General features: G+C 56.7%; 14 protein-coding genes. 9 read left to right on the forward strand and 5 right to left on the reverse strand.

Annotation, left to right across the window (positions count from 1 at the left end; genetic code table 11):
* Positions 1–11 precede the first annotated feature (11 nt).
* The 3 genes from VGH19_22610 to VGH19_22620 all read right to left on the reverse strand — a co-directional run bounded on the left by VGH19_22610 (position 12) and on the right by VGH19_22620 (position 8,344).
* Complete coding sequence (locus tag VGH19_22610) at positions 12–4,322, reverse strand: DUF6531 domain-containing protein (protein ID HEY1174175.1); 4,311 nt, start codon at positions 4,320–4,322, stop codon at positions 12–14.
* 282 nt (positions 4,323–4,604) lie between these two features.
* Positions 4,605–7,754 (reverse strand): S41 family peptidase, encoded by a 3,150-nt coding sequence (locus VGH19_22615; GenBank protein ID HEY1174176.1) that lies wholly within the window; start codon positions 7,752–7,754, stop codon positions 4,605–4,607.
* A gap of 188 nt (positions 7,755–7,942) precedes the next feature.
* A complete protein-coding gene (locus VGH19_22620) occupies positions 7,943–8,344 on the reverse strand; it encodes a group III truncated hemoglobin (GenBank protein ID HEY1174177.1) in 402 nt (133 codons plus the stop codon).
* Between the two features lie 139 nt (positions 8,345–8,483).
* On the opposite strand from VGH19_22620, the gene VGH19_22625 reads away from it, so the two are divergent.
* The 7 genes from VGH19_22625 to VGH19_22655 all read left to right on the forward strand — a co-directional run bounded on the left by VGH19_22625 (position 8,484) and on the right by VGH19_22655 (position 17,217).
* On the forward strand, positions 8,484–9,632 hold the full coding sequence (locus tag VGH19_22625) for a hypothetical protein (GenBank protein ID HEY1174178.1): 1,149 nt from the start codon (positions 8,484–8,486) through the stop codon (positions 9,630–9,632).
* Between the two features lie 13 nt (positions 9,633–9,645).
* Positions 9,646–10,407 (forward strand): putative 4-mercaptohistidine N1-methyltransferase, encoded by a 762-nt coding sequence (locus tag VGH19_22630; GenBank protein HEY1174179.1) that lies wholly within the window; start codon positions 9,646–9,648, stop codon positions 10,405–10,407.
* A gap of 193 nt (positions 10,408–10,600) precedes the next feature.
* On the forward strand, positions 10,601–11,638 hold the full coding sequence (locus tag VGH19_22635) for a sodium:calcium symporter (GenBank protein HEY1174180.1): 1,038 nt from the start codon (positions 10,601–10,603) through the stop codon (positions 11,636–11,638).
* A 105-nt stretch (positions 11,639–11,743) separates the two neighbouring features.
* Positions 11,744–13,435, forward strand: coding sequence for an L-lactate permease (locus VGH19_22640; GenBank protein HEY1174181.1), 1,692 nt, complete (start codon positions 11,744–11,746; stop codon positions 13,433–13,435).
* 168 nt (positions 13,436–13,603) lie between these two features.
* Positions 13,604–14,569 carry a ketose-bisphosphate aldolase gene (locus tag VGH19_22645; protein HEY1174182.1) on the forward strand — a complete coding sequence of 322 codons (966 nt, stop codon included), beginning with the start codon at positions 13,604–13,606 and terminating at the stop codon, positions 14,567–14,569.
* Positions 14,570–14,911: 342 nt separating this feature from the next.
* Positions 14,912–15,880: a ThuA domain-containing protein gene (locus tag VGH19_22650; protein HEY1174183.1), complete on the forward strand. Its 969-nt coding sequence runs from the start codon at positions 14,912–14,914 to the stop codon at positions 15,878–15,880.
* Positions 15,881–15,918: 38 nt separating this feature from the next.
* Positions 15,919–17,217, forward strand: coding sequence for a Gfo/Idh/MocA family oxidoreductase (locus tag VGH19_22655; GenBank protein HEY1174184.1), 1,299 nt, complete (start codon positions 15,919–15,921; stop codon positions 17,215–17,217).
* Positions 17,218–17,268: 51 nt separating this feature from the next.
* On the opposite strand, the gene VGH19_22660 is transcribed toward VGH19_22655, so the two are convergent.
* Positions 17,269–17,673 (reverse strand): hypothetical protein, encoded by a 405-nt coding sequence (locus VGH19_22660; GenBank protein HEY1174185.1) that lies wholly within the window; start codon positions 17,671–17,673, stop codon positions 17,269–17,271.
* A gap of 47 nt (positions 17,674–17,720) precedes the next feature.
* A complete protein-coding gene (locus VGH19_22665) occupies positions 17,721–18,707 on the reverse strand; it encodes a serine/threonine-protein kinase (protein ID HEY1174186.1) in 987 nt (328 codons plus the stop codon).
* A 163-nt stretch (positions 18,708–18,870) separates the two neighbouring features.
* On the opposite strand from VGH19_22665, the gene VGH19_22670 reads away from it, so the two are divergent.
* Together VGH19_22670 and efp are read left to right on the forward strand one after the other, a co-directional pair.
* A complete protein-coding gene (locus VGH19_22670) occupies positions 18,871–20,391 on the forward strand; it encodes a hypothetical protein (protein HEY1174187.1) in 1,521 nt (506 codons plus the stop codon).
* 414 nt (positions 20,392–20,805) lie between these two features.
* On the forward strand, positions 20,806–21,366 hold the full coding sequence (gene efp / locus VGH19_22675) for an elongation factor P (GenBank protein HEY1174188.1): 561 nt from the start codon (positions 20,806–20,808) through the stop codon (positions 21,364–21,366).
* Positions 21,367–21,370 lie beyond the last annotated feature (4 nt).

Raw genomic sequence — 21,370 nt, forward strand, 5'->3', positions numbered from 1 at the left:
CATTGGTTAAGTCAGTAGAGTATCCCTTCAAACCATGAATCCGTGCCGATAGCCTGTCCCACACTTGTGGCGCCATCGATATAGTTCGAGGTGAACAGCCCGAAATCCGGGATGAATCCGCCGAGCGATTCCAATCCCGTGCGGAAGGAATCCAGGGCAAGGTCTGCATAGTAGGTGTCATCCAATTCCAGCAACCGCATGCGCAACAGGAAGTTGGCATCGATCAGACGCCGCTTGAGCTGGTAGTAATTGATCTCCTTCCGTTCGTAAGCGGCAAAAGCATTTCTGGCGATCAGTTCGGAAGCATGCAGGGCATTTGCCGCGCCGCGTTCATACTCGGAAGCGTTCTTGCCCAGCTTGTCGTGCAGCTTCCACATGTTCTGCGCCAAACCGATGACCTGAGCCGCCGTGCCGGCGTGACCCAAGGCTTTCAAGCCCTTGCTGTTTGCCATGCCGCTCAACTTCGCTGCCTGTTCCTCCGCCTTGATCGCCTTAGTGGAGCCATTGATGAATTCGTCGGTGTTCTGAAAACCTTGCGAGTAGTCCTTGGCGAACTTGGTCGCTTCGGTGAGCTTGGCTTCCGCCGCATCTCCCACCATGCCTACTACGCTGCCTACGGTATCCACAGTGGAACGCGTAGCATCTGCTACGATGGCGACATCACCCGCCTCAGGAGCCATGCCCAACGGATCAAAGAACCGCAAGGGATTGCCCGCTGCATAAGCATAGGGATTCAGTGCCTGTGGATTCAGATTGGGGAACGCCTCGTCTCGGCTTAGGAATCTGCCTGAGTACGCCTCGTAGGGCCGCACGCCCATGATGTAGAGATTGTTCTCCGTCTCCGTCAGCACCGACCACGCGCCTTGGAATGTGAAAAGATTCTCACCCGGATTGCCATCCACCTGCTTCTCGCCGTAAGGCAGATACGCATAAACCGCCGTCGGATCGCCGCTGCCATCACTCAGGAAGAGTGTGTTTCCCATCTCATCAAAGTGATAGAACGTCCGCGCATTGTTCGCTGCTTCCATGCTGTAGAGCAATTGTCCCGAAGGCAGATGGATGTAGTAACGATGATCGCTCCCGTTCCGCTTCTCCTTCGTGATGCGTGGGAACCGAAAGGAATAATTCCACACGAGATCACGGTTGATACCGCTCTCCGTCCTGCGGGTGACATGGCCGAAACCGTTATGCTGGAACTGCACCGTGCGGGTGGGACTTGTATAGCCCGTCATAAGCCCGGCGAGATTCCAAGTATAGGTGATGCCACCGGAACTGGTCGCCCGGCCCAAGGCATCATACGTCGTCCCCGTCTTTCTTTCCGCACTCGTGAACTGCTGGTTCACGAAACTGGATGTGAATGAATACTCCAGCGGTTGATGCCGTGAATCTCCGATCAGATTCCCCTCGCCATCACGTTCCAGCTCGATCTCGCACAGGTTGTTGTTCACGAAGATGCCGTTGAGCCGTCCATCTTTGTTGTAGGTATGGGTGGTGATCAGGCCATTGGGCCGTGTGATGTTCGTGAGTTGGCCGCGCGCATCGTAGTAAAGCATCGTCGTGGCACCTGCCCAGTCAGTCACCACTGTCACATTTCCCGCAAGATCGTAGGTGTAGCTCACATCCTTGCCCGGAGCTACGGACATGGTGGTGATGCGGCCTGTGTTCAGATCGATGGTGTTGGTGATGCCATTGCACGATGTGATCCGTCCTTCCTTGTCATAACCGATCTTAACTCCGTTCAAGAGCGTGAGCCGGCCCACTGAATCGAATGTGTAGTTCACATCCAGCCCGTCTGAATACAGACGACGCGTGATCTCGTTCACACCATTGTACGTCAGTTGCACCGTTCCCATGCCATCGGGATACGTCATCGTCGCGATGCGATTCCGGTTGTTATGAGTGGTCGTGGTGGTTTTACCCGCAGGATCGGTTTCAGATGTAGCTCGGCCAGAAGTGTCATATGCAAAATTCCACTGATCCCCACGTGGCGTGATGATCTTAGTGATCTGCCCCCGACCATTTCGTTGAAACGTTGTTGAAACGCCAGGCTCCAGAACACCCATGTTTGTCACCCAACCGCGCCCATCGAATTTCATTTCTGTGGGCCGCCCGCCGGAGCCTTGAAACGCCGTGACACGATGAGAGCTGTCGTAGGCAAACTCCTTCGTGTGATTCTCTGGGGAGACTATGCCGGAGATGCGCCCCTGGTCATCGAACTCATAATGATTCGTTTCCCCCAACGTATCCACCACTGCGGTCATGCGGCCATTGGTATCGAAGTAGTTCGTGCGGACTTGCCCGAGTTTATTGGTGATGAAGCGCATGTTTCCTGCCGTATCGTAACCATAACCTATCGTCGCACTGTCCGGCGACATCACCTGCTTGATGCGCCCCATCGCGTCGTAGCGATAACGCGTAGTCACATTGTGACGGTCACGGATTGAGGTCAGCCGGTCGTTCAAGTCATAGCCGTAAGTGGTAGTATTGTTCGCCGCATCAGTCAGCGTTGCGAGATTGCCGTTGTTGTCATAAGTGTGCTGCACCACCTGCCCGACCTCGTTGGTCCATTTCAGGATACGATCTTGGTTGTCATAATTCCACTGGCGGAACGTCGTGTCCGGATGCGTGATCTTGATGAGGCGTTTCAGCGCGTCGTAGGCATACGCCGTCGTGTTGTTAGCAGGGTCTTTGCGCGTGGCGAGTGTACCATCCGCGTTATAGGTAAACGTCATCGTGCCGCCAAGCGGGTTCAGTTCCGTGAGGATTTGGCCGCGCGTGTTGAATGTGCTTGTCCATTGATTGCCGCTGCGATCACAACGCACCAAGCGGTTGCCATTCGCATCGTGGAAAAATGCCTCGTAAGTGCCGTCAGGATGATTGACGCGACTAAGCTCGCGATATGTGAAACCATCCGCATCCGTCTGATTCGTATAGACGAACTGCGTGATGCCTCCTAACGCATTGGTAACATATTCCACCAAGCCGCTCGTTTGATTGAAGGCGAACCGTTGCGACACGTTGCTGGCATTGGTCACCTGGCTGCGCAGACCGAGCGCATCGTAGCCGATCTTGATCAGGCCCGAGCCGGACCGTATCGAGTTGATGAGCCGCCCAGCAGAATCGTGCGTGTGGACCAGTGAACCGCCATCCGGTGCTGCCACGGTGGTTTGCAGCCCGTTGTAAGTGAACGTGTGCACATTGTTGCTGCCATCCTTCTGCGTGGCCACGCGCAAGCTGGCATCGAACGTCTGCGAAATAGGTTTGTTGAAGAGCGGCTTGGTGACATCAAGCAACAGGACACGCCGATCACCGCTGAAAGAATCGTAATTATATGCGGTCGTAAGCCCGCGCGTATCCAGCACTGAAGAGATGCGGTCATTGGAATAGCCGAAGGTAACAGTGCGCGTGCCATCGGACACGGTTTGCAGAAACTGGAAGCCGAAATAAGTGAGTGTAAGCGTACGGCCAAGGCCGTCGGAGATCGTCGCCGGGTTCACGCCATTGCCACCATCGGAATAGGTGACGGTGTGAGTGTTGTTGTTCCGGTCCTTGATGGAAAGGAGACGGCCTTGGCTGTCGAAGGTGTATCGTCGCTTCGTTTCGGGATCGAGCATGACGTAGTTCGCCCCCACTTCGCGCAGGTCATAGCGGACATCCTTGGGCGAGACGAGCGTCCACACACCGCCACTTTGCTCGAAGCGGATGGGGCGCCCTTGCAGGAAGGTAACGGTGGCATTCGTGGACAGGCGGTTTAAAAAGAGATCAAAATTATGCCGCCACGCGACACCCAGATTGCTGAGCGGGACGCCAGACTGCATCATGAGGGAGGAATAGTAGCGCTTAAACTCCAGAGGCATCGGGCCGCCGAGGGCGATGTCCGGATTGGTATCGAAATAGAGTTCGCCATTGGCGGTGTTCACCGGGTCATTGGCATCGCCGCCGTTGTGTTCTTCAGCGGCAGGTTTCGGACGAGTCTCAGTCGGAACGACAATGATGGTGACAGAACATTGGCTTCCCTGATTGTTAGGAGAGTAAAACCAACTGGCGGTCATGGAGGTGGTTCCGACCTTTCGCCCGTAAATGGTCCACTCACCGTAATTGTATTCGAAGAACGGCCCCAAGGGGCCGACCTCCACGATGGTGGAATCCGGTGGCGTCACGACGCCATAAGCCGTCTCTTGGGATTCAGCCACGTCCGCCTTGATGCGCCAGGTGACGGTCTTGCCGACCTCAACGGTTATGGTCGCAGGACCACAGATGTGTGCCGAGAGGGGAGTAAGTGATGCCAGCAATACAACGACGATTGCCGGCCAACAGTTCAAGCGTAAGCTCTGCCCGAAAACGCAAGGCAAAAGCCCGGTAGGGCTGGTTTTCATGGGACGACTCCTGAGTATGTCTACGACGACTGCTCAGCAGAAACAGCAGGATTGCTGCCAAAACACGCAAATGAGGCACCCCCTGACGCCGCCCTCAGACAACTCCTTGAGTGCTAACTGTTTCTTAAATGAGTTCCTAAAAGAGAAACCTGAGAAGACGGGCATCCACCCTTCTCACATTGTTGAGAATGCATGTCACTGTCTTGTTTTATGCAATGAGCGAAAGGTCTACTTCTTCTTCAAAAGCTCGATCGCCTTGTCGAGCTGAGGATCGCGTCCGTTCAACCAGTCATCCGGTGACATGGGCACACGGACATCCGGCACTTCGCCCAAATTTTCCATCGGCGTGCCATCGAGACGGAAGACACCGCTCTGGGGCATGCGGGCATTAGTGCCATCGACAAGCCGCATATTCATCGTCCAGATGACGTAGCCGGGCGTAGGCATGCCCACGAGCTGCGCCAAACCACGTGTCCGCATGGCGTTCGGGAACATCTCGCCATTCGAGTAGCTATGCTCGTTCATGAGCACGATCACGGGCTTGTCCCAAGCGCGGGAAGGACCAGGCTCAGGAGCGCCATCACGCGGACGGAACCACGAATGCTGCTTGCGCTCCAGCCAATCGATCAGTGTGTCCGAGATATTGCCGCCACGATTGAATCGCACATCGATGATGAGGGCTTCCTTGCCTGCGATGTATTCATACGCCTCGCGCTCGAAGCGCGTCTGGTCATCACGACCCATGGCGGAGATGTGGAGATAACCGATCTTGCCCTCGCTCTTCTGTTCCGTCTCACGGCGTGATTGTTCGATGCGGTTGTTGTAGAGGAGGTTCTCCCAGTCATTCGCGCGGAGCGGGCGGTATTTCACAATGCGTGCGCCTTCGCGCTTGGGTTCGGAATTCACGAGGAACTCGAACAGACGGTCGCCCTTGTCGTTGATGGCTTCGTAGAGGCCTTCACCGGGTTTAACGTCCAGTCCGTTGACGGCCACGACATATTCGCCTGGCTGGATGCGTGTTTTCTCGAAAGAGCCTGGTGCACCTTCCGGCACCTTGGCCACGCGCAGGCCAGGCCCTTTGTGTGAGTAATCGATTTCGAAACCGAGCTGCGGCGTGCTGGCATTGCGCACGGCATTCGTCGCCGCGCTTACTTCGCTATGGGAGGCTTCCAGTTCGCCGATCATCTGGTTGAGCAGGCCGGCGAATTCATCGTTGGTATCCACGGAATGGAGCAACGGCTCATAGCGTTTGCGGATGGCGACCCAGTCGCGACCATGGAAATTAGGATCATAGAAGCCACGATTGTAAGAGCGCCAGAACTGGGTGAACGCGGCCTGCCGCTCATCCGAAACATCACGCGACCACTCGGCGAGGAAGCTGATCTTCTCGGGGTTCATCGCATCGGGGAGACGGGCCTTGAAGAGTTCTCCGTTATTCACGAAGTAGATGGAGTTGCCATCGCGCGAGACGCGCAGCGCAGATTTGTTGCCGCCGGTCGTCAGGCGCTTGGTGGTCTTGCCATCATAGGTGAGAGACCAGACATCGCGCTCCGAGAGGAAGAGGATCAGCCCTTTGATGCTTACGGTGATCTCGCCGTCCGGATATTGCGTGGCCACGCGGCGGATGCGACGGGTGATGTCTGTGAAATCGATATCCACCTTCACATCATCCGTCGGACGTTCGTATTTCAGTTCGGCATCGTCGAGGCGGGCTTCCTCTTTTTGCAACGGCAACACATAGAGGCCGTTGCCATCGCGAGTGCTGCGGAAGAAGAGATACTTGCCATCTGGCGACCACGCGGGATCACCATGGTAGGCGTTCAAGCGCGTGATGTTCACCGCTTCGCCGCCTTTGGCCGGGACGATATGGAGATTCCACGAACGCCCGGCGGCTTCCGCAGCATAACAGATCCATTGGTTGTCCGGCGACCACGAAAGATCGCCACCACCGATGCCGTTCCACTGCGGGGCAGGTTGCGCGACGATCTTCTTCACGGACTTGTCCGCGAGCGTGAGCACGTAAAGGCCGCCCTCTGAACCGGCCACCCAAAAAGCCATCTGTTTGCCATCCGGAGAAAGACAGAGCCGGGTGACATCTTCCGGACGTTCCCACAGCGGTGTGACCTTGAGCGTGTCCATGGCCATCTCGTAGATGCGCACGTTGAACTCGCGGTCTGAGGTGAAATACATCTTCTTGCTGTCCGGCGACCAGATGAAATCCGAGTCATCACCCACCCATTCCGTGAGGCGGCGGGCGAACTCGCTGTTGCGCGCATCCGGCCCTTTGGATTTTTCCATGGCCACGGTCCAGATATCCCCGCGCAGGCCGAAGGCGAAGTGTTTGCCATCCGGTGAAGGCTCCGCTTCCGTCACATCCTTGGAAAGCGTTTCACCGCGACGCGTCGTCTGTTTGGAATCTACCGAGACAAAGAGCGTGAGCTTGTTCGGCTTGTTGGAGCCGCGTTTGATGAGCCACAAATCCGAACCATACTCGAACGCCACATCGGCCGACTTCGAGGCGACACTCGGCCAGCGCACGCCCCCTCCTACGAAATTGCTCCAGCGCTTCCGTGTGCCATCCGTCTCGATGAACCAGAGATTCGGCGTGCGGTCGGCATTATCCGTGATCTTGGGGATGGTTTCGCCGACCTTCGTGGTGCTCGGTGTCTGCTCGGCGATGGACACGGCGATCATGCGTTTGCCATCCGGCAGGAACTGCGGCCACAACTGCTGAAAACTGTTCGTCGTTACCGGACGGCGCGATTCCGAACCCACGTTCATGAGCCAGATCTGCTCCGCGGCTGAACCGACATAGCGCGGACGCGTGGAGGGAAAACCATAACGGCCATAAACGATCTGACGGCCATCGGGCGAGAAACTCGCGGAATCGAGCTTGGCATAATCTTCCGTATAACGCGTGAGGCCGAAGGTTTCCACATCGATGCCGTAAATGCCGAAGTTCGCGGAATCACGTTTGCCGGTGAAGAGCACTTGTTTGCCATCCGGGCTCCAACCGGTGGGCATGTCCGGTCCGCCATGCCACGTGAGGCGTTGCGCTTCACCGCCGTCACTGGGGATGATGAAAATATCCCAACTGCCTTCACGACGGCTGGCGAAGGCGATCCATTTGCCATCGGGAGAAAAGCGCGGATAACCATCGCTCTCGACATGTTGCGTGAGCGGTTGGGCGCGGCCGCCTTCGCTGGGGGAGATCCAGATGTCACCGCGATAGACGAAAGCGAGACGTTTGCCATCCGGACTCAGGGCAGGCTGGCGGGCTCCCACGACGGGTTGTGCCTTGGGCGGAGCCAGTTGGGCGGAAGCCGTCATGGCGAAGGACAAGCCGGAGAGGAGCGCGAAGCGCTTGAGAAAATTCATGGGAGGCACATGGATTTTGTAAGGTGTTCTCTCAGTGCGGTCAAATGCGGAGAGCTACGTGTCCGCAGGGCGCTGGTGAATTGCTGCCAGCGGATATCAGTAAGCAGATCGGGTTACGGAGGGGCATTTCGTGTGCCAAACTATTCCGAAATTGCTTGCGGCAGTTGCCTTCCCGAGGAATGGCCCCATTACCTCCGAATCTCGGCGGTCCGCACGATCTGTCTCAACCGTTCCCCGATCTTCTGCGCGATCCCGATCATCTCCTCTGCTTCATGCGGTTCAAAATGTGCGCGACAGGTGATCGCCCACTGTGCCAGCCATTGATCAAAGTGCTCGGGCTTCAAACGCAAGGGCACATGTCTCGCCGCCATGCCGCCGCGATAGATGGATGGCCCGCCCGTCTGCAGCGCCCAGAATTCTTTCACCGTGAAGATATGCGAGGGCCAGTCATCCACGTGCTGGGCAAAGATCGGACCCAGCTCCGGATGTTCCGCCAGGCTGGCGTAAAAATTTCGGAGCAAAAGTTCCAACTTCGCGCTTCCACCGAGCCGTTCATAGAGCGATGCTTCTGCCATAACTGCAGCGAACATAACCGCGAACGCGGCGCGTGGGGAATATTTTCCTGGGTTTCACGCTCTCACAGTAACGCAAAATTAGCGGATGCCTCGTTGCAATCGGACCAAATGCGCCTATTTTTTTAAAACTTAACTAACTTTGTCGTTCCCGAGCATGAATACTCAAACCATGAGCTTCCCGCCCTTCAGCCTGTCACGGTTGTTGACCACCGTTTTCGACCCCTCTGGCGGCCAGCGGGTGGCCATCCTCATCGATCTCGCCGATCCCAAACTGGTGAAGGACTTTGCCTTTCTGAAAGACCCCAAGCTCACCATCCAGCGCCATGCGCATGATGTTTTCTATCAAGGCTTCAAGCATGGTGCGCTCGCGGAGATGAAGCTCACCGGCGGCGATCTCTTTGCCTATCAAGTGACTGGCGGCAGCAACCTGGATCTGCCGGATGTCGCCTACACGCCGGATGGGCGCGAAGTGAAGTTCGAGCAGGACATCTATCCGAAATACGATATCATCCTCTGCATCTCCACTTACTCCGCGACCGCTCCTCTCACTGCCTTCGCCAAGCAATACGGCTTCCGTGGAGCCACCATGCACGGCATGAACGACATCATCCTCAGCAGCGGTCTCGCAGTGGATTACAACGACGTGTCGCGCCAAGCTGAGAAGCTCCGCCTCGCCATGACCAAGGCGGACAAGTTCGAGCTAGATTATGCCGTTGCTGGAAAAACTTACACGCTCACGCTGATCACCGAGCAACAGGAAGCGCAGAAGAGCCACGGCCTTTGCCGTGGCACGAAACCGGATGTGGCGAATCTGCCAGCGGGCGAAGTTTACTTTGTTCCGCATGGCGCGGAGGGGCAGTTCCCGATGCGTTATGAGAATGGCACCATCGGCCTCATGCATGTAAGCGGTGGTCGCATCCAGAAGGCGACGCTCTTGCAAGGCGATCAGGCCACTGTGGACGCGCACAATGCCAAGCTGAAGAGCGATCCTATGACGGGCGAATTGGGCGAGCTCGGTTTCGGCACGCAGGTGTTGCCCGTGTCCGGTCGCGATATTCAGGATGAAAAAGTCCTCGGCACTGTGCATGTGGCCACCGGTCGCAGTGATCATTTGGGCGGCAGTCTCACGCCGGACAAGTTCGCGAACCACAAGAACGCGACGCACGATGACATCCTCTTCGCCCCGCACAAGACGCCGGAGATCAATGTGCCGCAGGTGCGTATGTTCCGCGATGGCAAGACGACGGTGGTGCTGGAGAATTACCAGCCTGCCGAATATTTGCGGCAGGCGTTGCAAGCGTGAGTTATATTGCGCTGTGAGTTCCCCTTACTACGAGAGTGATCGCGCGGTTTCCGAATACCTGCTGTTCCATTACGGCACGGCGGAAGAAACCTTGCCGTATCCTTCCGGGCCGCGGGATGCGCTCTTTTATCCCGTCCGCTGCGTGGTGAATTGCCTGGACACCGGCTCGTTGCCACCCGATGCCCGCGCGCTGGATATCGGCTGCTCGGTGGGCCGTTCCAGTTTTGAACTCGCCCGCCATTGCACAGAAGTCATCGGCATCGATTACTCGAAACGCTTTGTGGATGTCGCTACGCGCCTGCGCGATCAAGGCGGCATCAACTACGTCTACGTGGAGGAAGGTGACATCACCCGCTCCGCCGTGGCCGTGGTGCCGACAACGATTGATCGCCGTCGCGTGCGCTTCGAGCAGGGGGATGCGCAGGAATTGCGTGAAGACTTGGGCCAGTTCGAAGTGGTCTTTGCGGCGAACCTCATCGACCGCCTGCGTGAACCGCTGGCGTTCGTCCGTCAATTACCGGACTTGGTGAAGCCCGGCGGCCAACTCATCCTCACCTCGCCTTATACCTGGCTGGAGGAATATACACCGCGTGAGAAATGGCTGGGTGGCACGGCCCGCGATGGCCGGGCGCGCCGCACCGTGGATACTTTGAAAGGGGAGTTGGCGAACAGTTTCGAACTCAAGCGCACCTTGGATCTCCCTTTCCTCATCCGCGAACACGTGCGCAAGTATCAATGGAGCGTGGCGCAGGCCAGCGTATGGCGGCGGAAGTAGTGGAGCGCGACTCTCCGAGTCGCAGCAACATCCCCAAAACCTGAGGAAAAAGGAGACGTCTCCGCGTCCCCTCCATAAATTAAGCGCTGATGTTTTCACACCTGTTCTTGCTTAGGAACCTTGCTGCGACTCGGAGAGTCGTGCTCCATCAGGCTTCTTGCCGAACCTCCCTCCCATTGCTTAACTCCGCGCGTTGCGTTCGCTGACGTCCATTTTGGAAAGCGCCGGCCCATGGGCACCTTGGGCCTTCTTCGGCCTGTTCATCGCTGCCTCTCTCCTCATGGTCTGGCGGCTGGAGGCCATGACACGAAATGGTCTCGGCGGCACCGTGCTCGGCACGCTCGTCATGCCTTACTGCTCCGGCATCGGCAACCTCATGTTCGCCATTTTGCTGGCGCAGGATAAGGGCGATGGGGCGGAAGTCATCGTGAACTGCATCGTCAACAATGCCACCAATCTCACCCTGCTCATCGGTGTGCCCACCTTGATCTTCGGGATGAACATCGCGGGCAAAGACTCCGGCGGCGGGAAGAAAGCGAAAGCCGATAAAAAAGGCAAAGGAGAGAAAGGCGGAAAAGGGGAACAGCAAAAGCAAGTGAACCGCCTTTCCATGATGCTCACGCTGGTAGCGGTGCTTTTCTTCACCGGCGCGCTCTGGGCCTTGGCGCGCGATGGCAAACTGGATTTCAACGACGGTCTGGTGCTCGTCGGCATTTTCCTCTTCTGGCAGTGCTTCCACGTCTATGACGTCATGAAAGCAAACGTACAGCAGAACAAGGCCTTGGGCTGGCTCATGATCTTGGATTTTGCCGTGCTCACCGTCGGCGGCTACGGGATTTATCTCAGCACCGACTGGCTGATGAATTGGGGCAAGGCGCAGGAGTTCGCCTTCTTGAAAGAGGACAACGGCATGGGCTGGGTCAGCGGCTTCCTGATGGTGCTGCCGAATGCCATGCTGGCCCTCTACTACTCCTGGCGCGGCAAACCCGATGTGACCTACGCCTCCCAGGTGGGCGACGGTCATATTTGCATTCCGCTCTGCATCGGTCTCTTCGCGTTGTTTCAGCCCATCAATGTACCGCAGACGTTGGAGCTCGGCGTGTGGATCATCGCGGGGGCTACAGTGGTGCATCTGCTGTTCATGGCGTTGCTGGGGCGGCTGCCGAGATTTGTCGGCGTGTTGCTGATCGCGGCCTACGCTTTCTTCCTGTTCAAGGGGTTGTTCAAGTAGCGTGTGCGCGGATTGCCTTTCTGGTGGAGCGTGGCCGTCTCGGTCACGCTCCATTGAATGCTTGTGGCCTCAGCCGCAGATTGATTACGTTGCGGCGCATCACCCATGACCTGGCTGCAGAATTACGACCCGCTTGGTAACACCCTGCTTTCTACGCTCGTCGCTGCGATACCTGTCGTGGTGCTGCTGGGAGCCATCGGATGGTGGCATGTGCGCATCCACTTTGCCGCTGTATTGGGGCTGGCGACAGCGCTCGCCATCGCCATCGGTGTTTACCGCATGCCGGTTTCAGCGGCGACGGCGACGACGGTGTATGGCGCGGCGTTCGGCTTGTTTCCCATCGGCTGGATCATCCTGAACGTCATGTTCTTGTATTATCTTACGGTGAAGAAAGGGCTTTTCGCCGTCCTTCGTGACAGCCTCGCGCACATCGCGCCCGATCCGCGCATACAACTCATCCTTATCGCCTTTTCGTTTGGTGCTTTTATTGAAGGTGTGGCGGGGTTCGGTGCGCCCGTGGCCATCACCGGGGCAATCCTTATCCAGCTCGGTTTCCGTCCGCTGCACGCGTCCGGGTTGGCCTTGATCGCGAATACGGCGCCAGTTGCTTTTGGTTCCGTGGGCATCCCTATCCTTACTCTGCAGGATGTCGCGGGGCTGGATGCCTTGCTGGTTTCCAAGATGGTCGGGCGGCAGTTGCCCTTCTTTTCCATCATCATCCCTTTCTGGATCGTGGGCGCATTCTCCGGCTGGCGGGGCATCAAGGGAGTCTGGCCCGCTGCGTTGACCGCTGGCCTTGCCTTCGCCATCCCGCAATTTCTCGTATCTAATTTTCACGGCCCTTGGCTGGTGGATACGATCTCTGGGGCGTGCTCCATCGGCGCGGTGGTGATTTTGTTGCGTTATTGGCAGCCGAAAGAGATCTGGCCGCTACCCAAGCCCGAGGCGGAAACCAAAAAAGATTCCACCACCACGACGCCTGAGACCACGGCTCCGGTAGTGCTCAACCGCCAGAATGTCATCGCCGCCTGGAAACCATGGGCGATTCTGACGGTCTTCATCCTGGTTTGGGGCATACAACCGTTCAGCAAATTTCTCAACACGCTCTCGCCCGCGGGTTATCCCGTGCCTTACCTGCACGGAAAGGTGCAACGCGTCTCGCCGGTGGCTCCGGAGAATGCGCCCGCGGAGAAGGCTGAATACAAGCGAAACATCTTTTCAGCCACCGGCACCGGCATTTTGCTGGCGTCCATCGTCGCCGGGTTGTCCATGGGTTTCCGGTTGAAAGATCTATGGCAGACCTATCTGGAAACCATCTTCCGCATCCGGTATTCGCTGGTGACCATCGCCGCCATGCTGGCCCTGGGCAACGTCACTAAATATTCCGGCACGGATGCCACGCTTGGGCTTGCCTTGGCGCACACTGGCTCCTTCTACCCGTTCTTCGGTACGATGCTGGGTTGGCTTGGCGTCGCGCTGACGGGTTCTGATACCGCCTCCAATGTGCTTTTTGGCAGCCTGCAAAGAATCACTGCGGAGCAGACCGGCATCAGCCCCATCCTTATGGGAGCGGCGAACAGCTCCGGTGGTGTGATGGGCAAGATGGTGGATGCCCAAAGCATCGTGGTGGCGAGCACGGCGACGAATTGGTACGGGCACGAGGGTGATATCTTGCGCTTTGTGTTCTGGCACAGCCTTATCCTGGCTTCCATGATGGGTGTGCTGGTCTATTTGCAGGCGTATGTGGTGCCCTTTACCTACATGGTGGTGCATATGCCTGGGCTGATTTTACCTTAGGAGCCAGTGGTGGTTAATGGGGGTTAACGATAACCCTGCTTTGACTTTGCTTTGAATTAGTTTTCCGCGGGTTGAAAAATTAAGTTTTCTTTTCAGGGCGCATCCCTAGACTTCACCCCTGTTTGTTTTTCCCGGCCGGACCGGGTGACTCTGAACTGGACTTAACTTATGCCACTGACACACACGACCGACTTGTTCGCCAAAGCGCTCAAGGGCAAGTATGCCCTCGGTGCTTTCAACGTGAACAACATGGAACTCCTCCAAGCCATCATCGAGGCCTGCGAAGAGGAAAAAGCCCCCGTCATGCTGCAGATCTCCAAAGGTGCGCGTCATTACGCGAACCCGGTGTATCTGAAAAAGCTTATCGAAGCCGCTGTCAGCGTCTCCACCATCCCCATCGCCGTCCATTTGGACCACGGTGATACGTTCGAACTCTGCAAAGAGTGCATCGACGAAGGGTTCACCAGCGTGATGATCGACGCCTCCCACGAGAATTTCGAGAAGAACGTCGAGATCACCCGCAAGGTCGTGGAATACGCTCACAAGCATAACTGCGTGGTGGAATCCGAGCTGGGCCACCTCGTCGGCGCGCAATTCGATGACGGCGAAGAAGGCGGCGCTCACTCGGCCAGCGGTCACTACACCGTGCCCGACGAAGCCGTGAAGTTCGTGAAGGAATCTGGTTGCGACTCTTTGGCTATCGCCATCGGTAACAGCCATGGTGCCTACAAGTTCAAGGGCGAACAGCACCTGGACCTCGAGCGCTTGAAGCTCATCAAGAAGGCCTTGAGCGACGCTGGTATGGGTGACTACCCGCTGGTGCTGCACGGAGCCTCCTCGGTGCCGAAGCATCTGGCTGAAGAGATCAACAAGTACGGTGGCAACATGGGCTTGGACACCGCGGGTGTGCCGGAATCCGACATCGAAGTGGCCCGCCGCGTGGGTTGCACGAAGGTGAACATCGATACCGACCTCCGCATGGCAATGACCGCAGGCATCCGCAAGGTACTCTGGGAAAAACCGAAAGAATTCGATCCGCGCAAGTACCTCTCCCCGGCCCGTGACATGGTGAAGGAACTCGTGCGCCATAAGATCAAGAACGTGCTGTGCTGCGCCGGCCACGCTTTTGACTAAGCGATCTGAGTATTTAATTCCGGAAGGGGGGCAGACGAAAGTCTGTCCCCTTTTTCTTTTGGTGCGTGGCCGTCCTCGGCCACAGCCACGTTCATATGCAAAGGCAGTTCCCTCCTGTGTCAGGATCAAAAGCACGAAGTTCTTCTCTTTTGTTCTTAACCTTCTCGAAAACCAACTGAAGCATTTCACCTTGCTGTGGCCGAGGACGGCCACGCTCCATTATCGGCCCGTCGGTGCAACCGGCCTTGCTTCTTCCTGTGGTTGGGTTAAATGAATTCCGACCCATTGATACCAGTCAAAGGTGCAGGGACAGACCCTGTCGCCGTCTGGCCTGTAAAAGATATGAAAAATCTGACCCGTCGTGCCTTTGCCCGAACTTTTGCTTTCGCGCTCGCAGCTCTTTGCACGCTGCCGGCCATCGCGGCGGACAAGCCCAAGAAACTGCTCGTCGTGACCGTCACGACCAGTTTCCGGCATAGCTCGATTGCCACGGCGGAGAAGACACTGAGCAAGCTCGCTCAGGAGAGCGGCCAGTTCACGGTGGATTTCGTGCAGCAACCCCCAAATCAACCACGCAATCCGCAACGCCCAAAAGCGGGCACAGGTCCTGATGCGGATAAAGATCCAAAGTTCGTGGAAGCCATGACGAAATTTCAGGCAGATGAGAAGAAGTTCAAGGAAGACAATGCCGTGTGGATGAAGTCCGTGGAAAAAGAGCTGGAAAAACTCAGCCCCGCGAACCTAAAGAATTATGATGGCGTGATCTTCTGCAATACCACGGGCGACCTGCCCTTGCCGGACAAGCAGGGTTTCATCGATTGGGTGAACAGCGGCAAAGCCTTCATGGGCATGCATAGCGCCACGGATACATTTCATAACTTCCGCCCGTTCATCGACATGATCGGCGGTGAATTTCTCACGCACGGTGCGCAAGTGCAGGTGGATTGCTTGAACCAGGATTCCGCTCACGCTGCGTGCAAACATCTGCCCGCTTCATGGACGGTCTTCGATGAGATCTACATCATGAAAAGTTTTGAGCGCACGAAGGTTCGTGGCTTGCTCGGCCTGAACTCCCATCCGAATGAGAAGAAGCCCGGTGATTATCCGGTGGCCTGGTGCAAACAGTTCGGCCAAGGCCGTGTGTTCTACACCTCGCTCGGTCATCGCGAGGACATGTGGGATACCGAAGAGAAGAACCGCAAGAATTCGCCGGAAATCGCGCAGCAATATCAGAAGCACATCCTCGGCGGCATCCTGTGGGCGCTCAAGCTCGCTCCGGGCGATGCCCAGCCGCAACCCATCAAACTTTAAGTCATCGCAATTGCCCTGACATTTTTTATCTGACGCACATGAATCCGAACGAAGTACAAGCCGACCTGAATCGCCGCAGCTTCTTGAAAGGAAGCTCCCTCGCCTCTCTTATGATGATGCTGGGCGGCGTGGAGATCACCGCGCAAGACGCCGCCACGAAACCCGCCACCAGCGTGAAGCCCGCCAAGAAGATCGGGCCGCCCGTGAAGTTTGGTGTGATCGGCATGGGCGCTTGGGGCCGCGACATGCTCAGCCACCTGTCACGTTTGCCAAATGCACCGATCACGGGTGTGGCCGAGACCTATGGCGCGTCCTTGCGTCGTGCGAAGAGTGCCGCTCCGAATGCCGCGCAGTTCGAGGATTACAAGAAATTACTGGAGAGCAAAGATGTCGAGGCGGTCATCGTCGCAACACCTTCGCATCAGCATAAAGACATTGTTCTCGCCGCGTTACAGGCGGGCAAGCACGTCTATTGCGAAGCGCCGTTGGCACATACGATCGATGACGCTCGCGCCATCGCCAAAGCTGCGAAGATGGCCACGAACCAGATATTCCAAGCCGGTCTGCAATACCGCGCCAACCCGCAACATCATCATGTGGTGGACTTCGTCCGCACGGGTGCGGCAGGTGCGCTCACCGTGGCGCGCGCCCAGTATCACAAGAAAGAGAGCTGGCGCCGCACATCACCCAGCCCGGAGCGTGAGACGGAATTGAACTGGCGCTTGCGCCCGGAAACATCTCCCGGTCTCGCGGGCGAGATCGGCATCCACTCCATGGACGTCGCCTCGTGGTTCATGCGCGCGAATCCCGTCGCGGTCACAGGCTTTGGCTCCGTGCTGCATTGGAAGGATGGGCGTAAAGTGGCAGACACCGCACAAGTGGTGCTGGAATACCCCGGCGGTGCGCGGATGATCTATGACGCCACGCTTACAAATTCCTTCGAGGGCAACTACGATGTCTTCTCCGGCACCGATGCCGCCATCATGATCCGCGAGAATCGTGCATGGATGTTCAAGGAAGCGGACTCTCCGCTGCTCGGCTGGGAAGTGTATGCGAAGAAGGACACGTTCCCGGCGACGGGCGAAGCAGGCATCGCCCTCGTGGCAAACGCCACGCAACTCATTGCTCAAGGCTTGAAGCCGGCCGAAGCTGCGGCCGATGGCGATTCACCGGCTTACTATTCGCTCGAAGCCTTCATCGAATGCATCAACGAGAAGAAACAACCGCAAGCCGGTTGGAAGGAAGGCTTCGAAGCCACCGTCGTCGCATTGAAGGCCAATGAAGCCGTGGCCACAAACAGCAAGATCACGTTCGATCCTAAGTGGTTCGAGGTGTAAGAGAATCTCTGCAAAACAAAAGGCCGCCTGATTAGATTCAAGCGGCCTTTTTTATTTCTTGGTGGTGACTTTCAAAATACCAGTATCAGCGTTCACCGACAGAATGATTTCTCCACTAAAGTTGCGTTTTACAACTTTGCTCAAATCGGCTCGCCAACTTTCTGCGGCTTTTCCCGGCGCCTTGCATGCGACCTCAAATATCTCATTTGGAGGACAAGTTTTGGTTCCAAGAATAGCGAAATTCTTTCCAACACCTGAGGGGGCTCCACCTAGCGAAACTTTTCTTCCTGTAGCATCTGCAAGAATCACTTCCTCTAACGCATTTGTGGTGGTTACAGCGACTGTCAGTGTATAGTCATAATTCCTGCTGCACCCGCTAAAAAGTAATACAAAGACAAAAATCGACGGTATTAAAAAGGCGTTCCTTAGGCTTCTCATATTCGCACAGTTCGCCACGACTAATCGACAGCTAACAATCGCTACGTCCTAACAGAAAGTGACTTCTAATCCTCCGACCGGTACTTCTGCACCAGCAGATAACTGCGGGCCGATTCCAACGCCATGATGAATTCATCATAGGTCTGGTAGCGTTGCGAGGGCTCTTTGTTCATCGCCACACAGATCGCATCATTCGTGGGCTGAGTGACGGCCGGATTCATGTGCTTGGGCGGAGTCAGTGCCACATTCGCATGAGCCATCGCCGCTTCCTGGATATCTGGTGCTTCAAACGGCACTTTGCCGGTCAATGCGTGGAAAAGAGTAGCCGCCAGGCTATACATGTCTGAAAGATAACTCTCTCCGTTTTGCAACACGCGCTCGGGCGCGATGTAATACGGCGTGCCCAAGACACCTTCTTCTTCCGCCTGTTGCTCATCCGCTTTGCGAGCGAGGCCGAAATCCACCAGCTTGGGTTCGCCTTCTCCGTTGTAGAGAATGTTGCCGGGCTTGATATCGAGGTGGAGAAGATTATGGCTGCTGGCTGCTTTCAGGGCGTAGGCCACTTTGATGCCCACATCCAAAACATCCAGTTCCGGCACCGCGCCTTCCTTCTCGATGCGATCATCCAGGCTGCCGCAATCCGCCAGCTCCATGACGATGTATTTCTCACCATCCCATTCATCGAAAGCGTAGATGTGGATGATGTTCGTGTGGTTCAGCCCGGCACAGGCCTTGGCCTCACGGGCGAAACTCTCCACCAGCGCCTTGTCATTCGTCAGCTCGCGCCGCATCAGCTTCACCGCCACTTCGCGCTCCAAAGAAGTATCGTAAGAGCGATAAACTGTGCCCATGCCCCCGGAGGCGATCACCGCGCGTAGTTCGAACTGGCGCAGTTTGAGCGGCAACATGACCGGATGACCGCACTTGGGACAGGGAGTGGTCGAGAGCGGTGCCATGGTGCTGGGTATGAAGATGCTTTTGCCGCATTTTCCACACGGCACCATTTTCAGGGACGATGTCCCGCCAGCCGGACTGATTGACACAGTACTCATGCTCTCTGTGAAGGCCCAAAAGAATAACGACTTGGACCCGCCCTACAAGCCAATGTTCACCGGGCAAGGCATTTGCGCAATCAACAGTTTTTGAAATTTTGGTTCCGCCGAAACAACTTTTCTCGAAGTTGTCTCGCTCGGTCATCGTCATTATAAAGGATTTATGAAAGCCCTGCCTCTGCTTTGCCTCTTTTCACTGCTGGCGGTGACGTGTTTGCAAGCCGCTGAGCCTGTCTCCAAAACCCCCATGCTCAAGGCGGGTTATTGCGAGACGGATATCACCCCAGACATCGGCATGGAACAGCCGGGTGGCTATGGCAAATCCTTTCACAAAACGCTTCACGACCCCTGCAAAGTCCGCGCGGCTGTCTTTGATGATGGCCAGAAGCGCGCTGCGCTTGTAGGCACGGACACGCTGATGATTCCGCGCGATCTCGTCTTGCGCGCACGCAAACGTATCCAGGAACAATGCGGCATCGCCCCCGAAGCGGTCATGATCGGTGCTTCCCATTCTCACTCGTCCGGCCCCGTGGGCATGGTGCAACCGGGTGAGTTCGATCACGCTTCCGAACTGGTGCAAAAACTCGCTTACAAGGATTCCTCCTGTGCCGATCCCAAGTTTCTCAAATATGTGGAAGACCAGATCGTCGCTGCCGTAGTCACGGCGGATAAGCGCAAAGTAGAAGCGGCCACGGGATTCGGGTCCGGTCTTGAGGACAAAGTAGCTTTCAACCGCCGTCTGCGCATGAAGAACGGGCTGAGCTTCAGTCATCCGGGCGCAGGAAATCCGGACATCATCGGCTATGCTGCTCCGATTGATCCACAGGTCGGCGTCATCGGTTCATGGAACAAAGAGGGCAAGCTCATCGGGTGCGTGGTGAATTACGCCTGCCATGCCACGACCAATCCCGGCGGCATCTCGGCGAATTGGGTGCAATATCTTGAGCAAGCCATCCGGGGCATGTTCGGTCCCGATGTCGTCGTCGTTTTCCTGCAAGGCGCCTCGGGTGATGTGACACAGGTGGATAATCTCAGCCCTTACGCGCGACCCGGTGCTGAACAATGGTCACGTCAGGTAGGCGGTCGCGTGGGCGCAGAAGCAGTGAAAGTCTTGCTCAGCATCACGCCGGGAACGAATGAGCCGGTGGATTTCAAAGCCAAGGTCTGGAACATCCCGCGTCGCAAGCCTTCACCTGAGCGCCTTCAGCAAAGCCTGGAGATCGTGCAAGGCGATCCCAAGAAATTCAGCGCCACTGAGATCACCTTCGCGAAAGAAATCCTGATGCTGGATGCCCTCATCCAGAAACATCCTTCTGTAGAAGTGGAAGTGCAGGTCGTGCAAGTCGGCCCGGTAGCTTGTGTCAGCAATCCGGCGGAGTATTTCGTGGAATACGGCTTGGACATCAAGAAACGCAGCCAGTTCCCGCTCACGTTCCCGGTGGAACTCGCGAATGGCTGCGTGGGTTATGTGCCGACGAAAGAAGCCTTCGGTCCGAATGGTGGCGGTTATGAAACGCGCCTCACCGCTTACAGCAATCTGGAGATCAACGCGGGACAGCAATTCGCCGATACCGGTGTGGAACTGGCCAACAGTCTGAAGCCGGGCAAGATTCCAGTTCCTCCGCCCGCCCCGCCGTATCGTACGCCTTGGGCTTATGGAAGTGTACCGCCGGAAGTTAGGTGAAGACCGCAGCCGCGCAGGCTATGCACATCGACTGCGATCACGAACAAAACATGCACACGCTCATCGGCCCGTAAGCGGCGCTGCCGGTGATACTTCGTGCCGTGTCTGCCGCGAAACTGCTTGATGTCGGCTGCGGCCTGGATGCGCGACTGTGTATTTTTTGGCTGTCTGTCCAGTCCGCCCCGGCCAGCATCGTGTGAACTGCCAGTGGCCCGCTTACTGGCAAAGACTCTTCAATGCTCACGGCTGCGAAACAGGATCAATGCAGTATGCCTACCCCAAGGCATCGGAAAAGGGGTTGGCGTCCCGCCTTCGCTTGTAAAAGTGGCTTGCAATCCACTTTTCGTCGGCTAATGTCCCTCCTCCGCTCGAAGATTGGGCGTCAAATTTTAACCGTTTTAAGCGATACCGTTTATGGCAACTACCTCGACCGACCTGCGCAAAGGCATGGCGATCAGCTACAACAGCGACGTCTGCGTCGTCCTCGAATGCACGCACCGCACCCCTGGTAACCTCCGCGCTTTCGTTCAGGCCTCGCTTCGCAGCGTCCGGACCGGCAAGGTCTCGGAAGTCCGCTTCAGCACCGCTGAACGTCTTGAGATCGTGCCGATGATGACCACCAAGATGGAGTTCAGCTACAAGGATGGCGATGATTACGTGTTCACCGATCCGAAGACCTATGAAACGGTCACGCTGACCCCGGAAGTAGTGGGCGATGCCACCAAGTATCTCGTGGAGAACGGCGTGGCGGACGTGACCTTCGTGGAAGAAAAGGCTGTGTCCGTGGACCTGCCTTCCTCCGTAGTGCTCACCGTGACGGACGCGCCGGAAGGCATCCGCGGTGATTCGGCGAACAACGTGCAAAAGACCATCACGATGGAAACGGGCATCACCGTGACGGCTCCTCTCTTCATCAAGACGGGCGAGAAGATCAAGATCGATACCCGCACCGGCAAGTACATGGAGCGCGCGTAAGCGG

The organism is Verrucomicrobiia bacterium, from assembly GCA_036405135.1.
Classification (GTDB): Bacteria; Verrucomicrobiota; Verrucomicrobiia; order Limisphaerales; family JAEYXS01; genus JAEYXS01.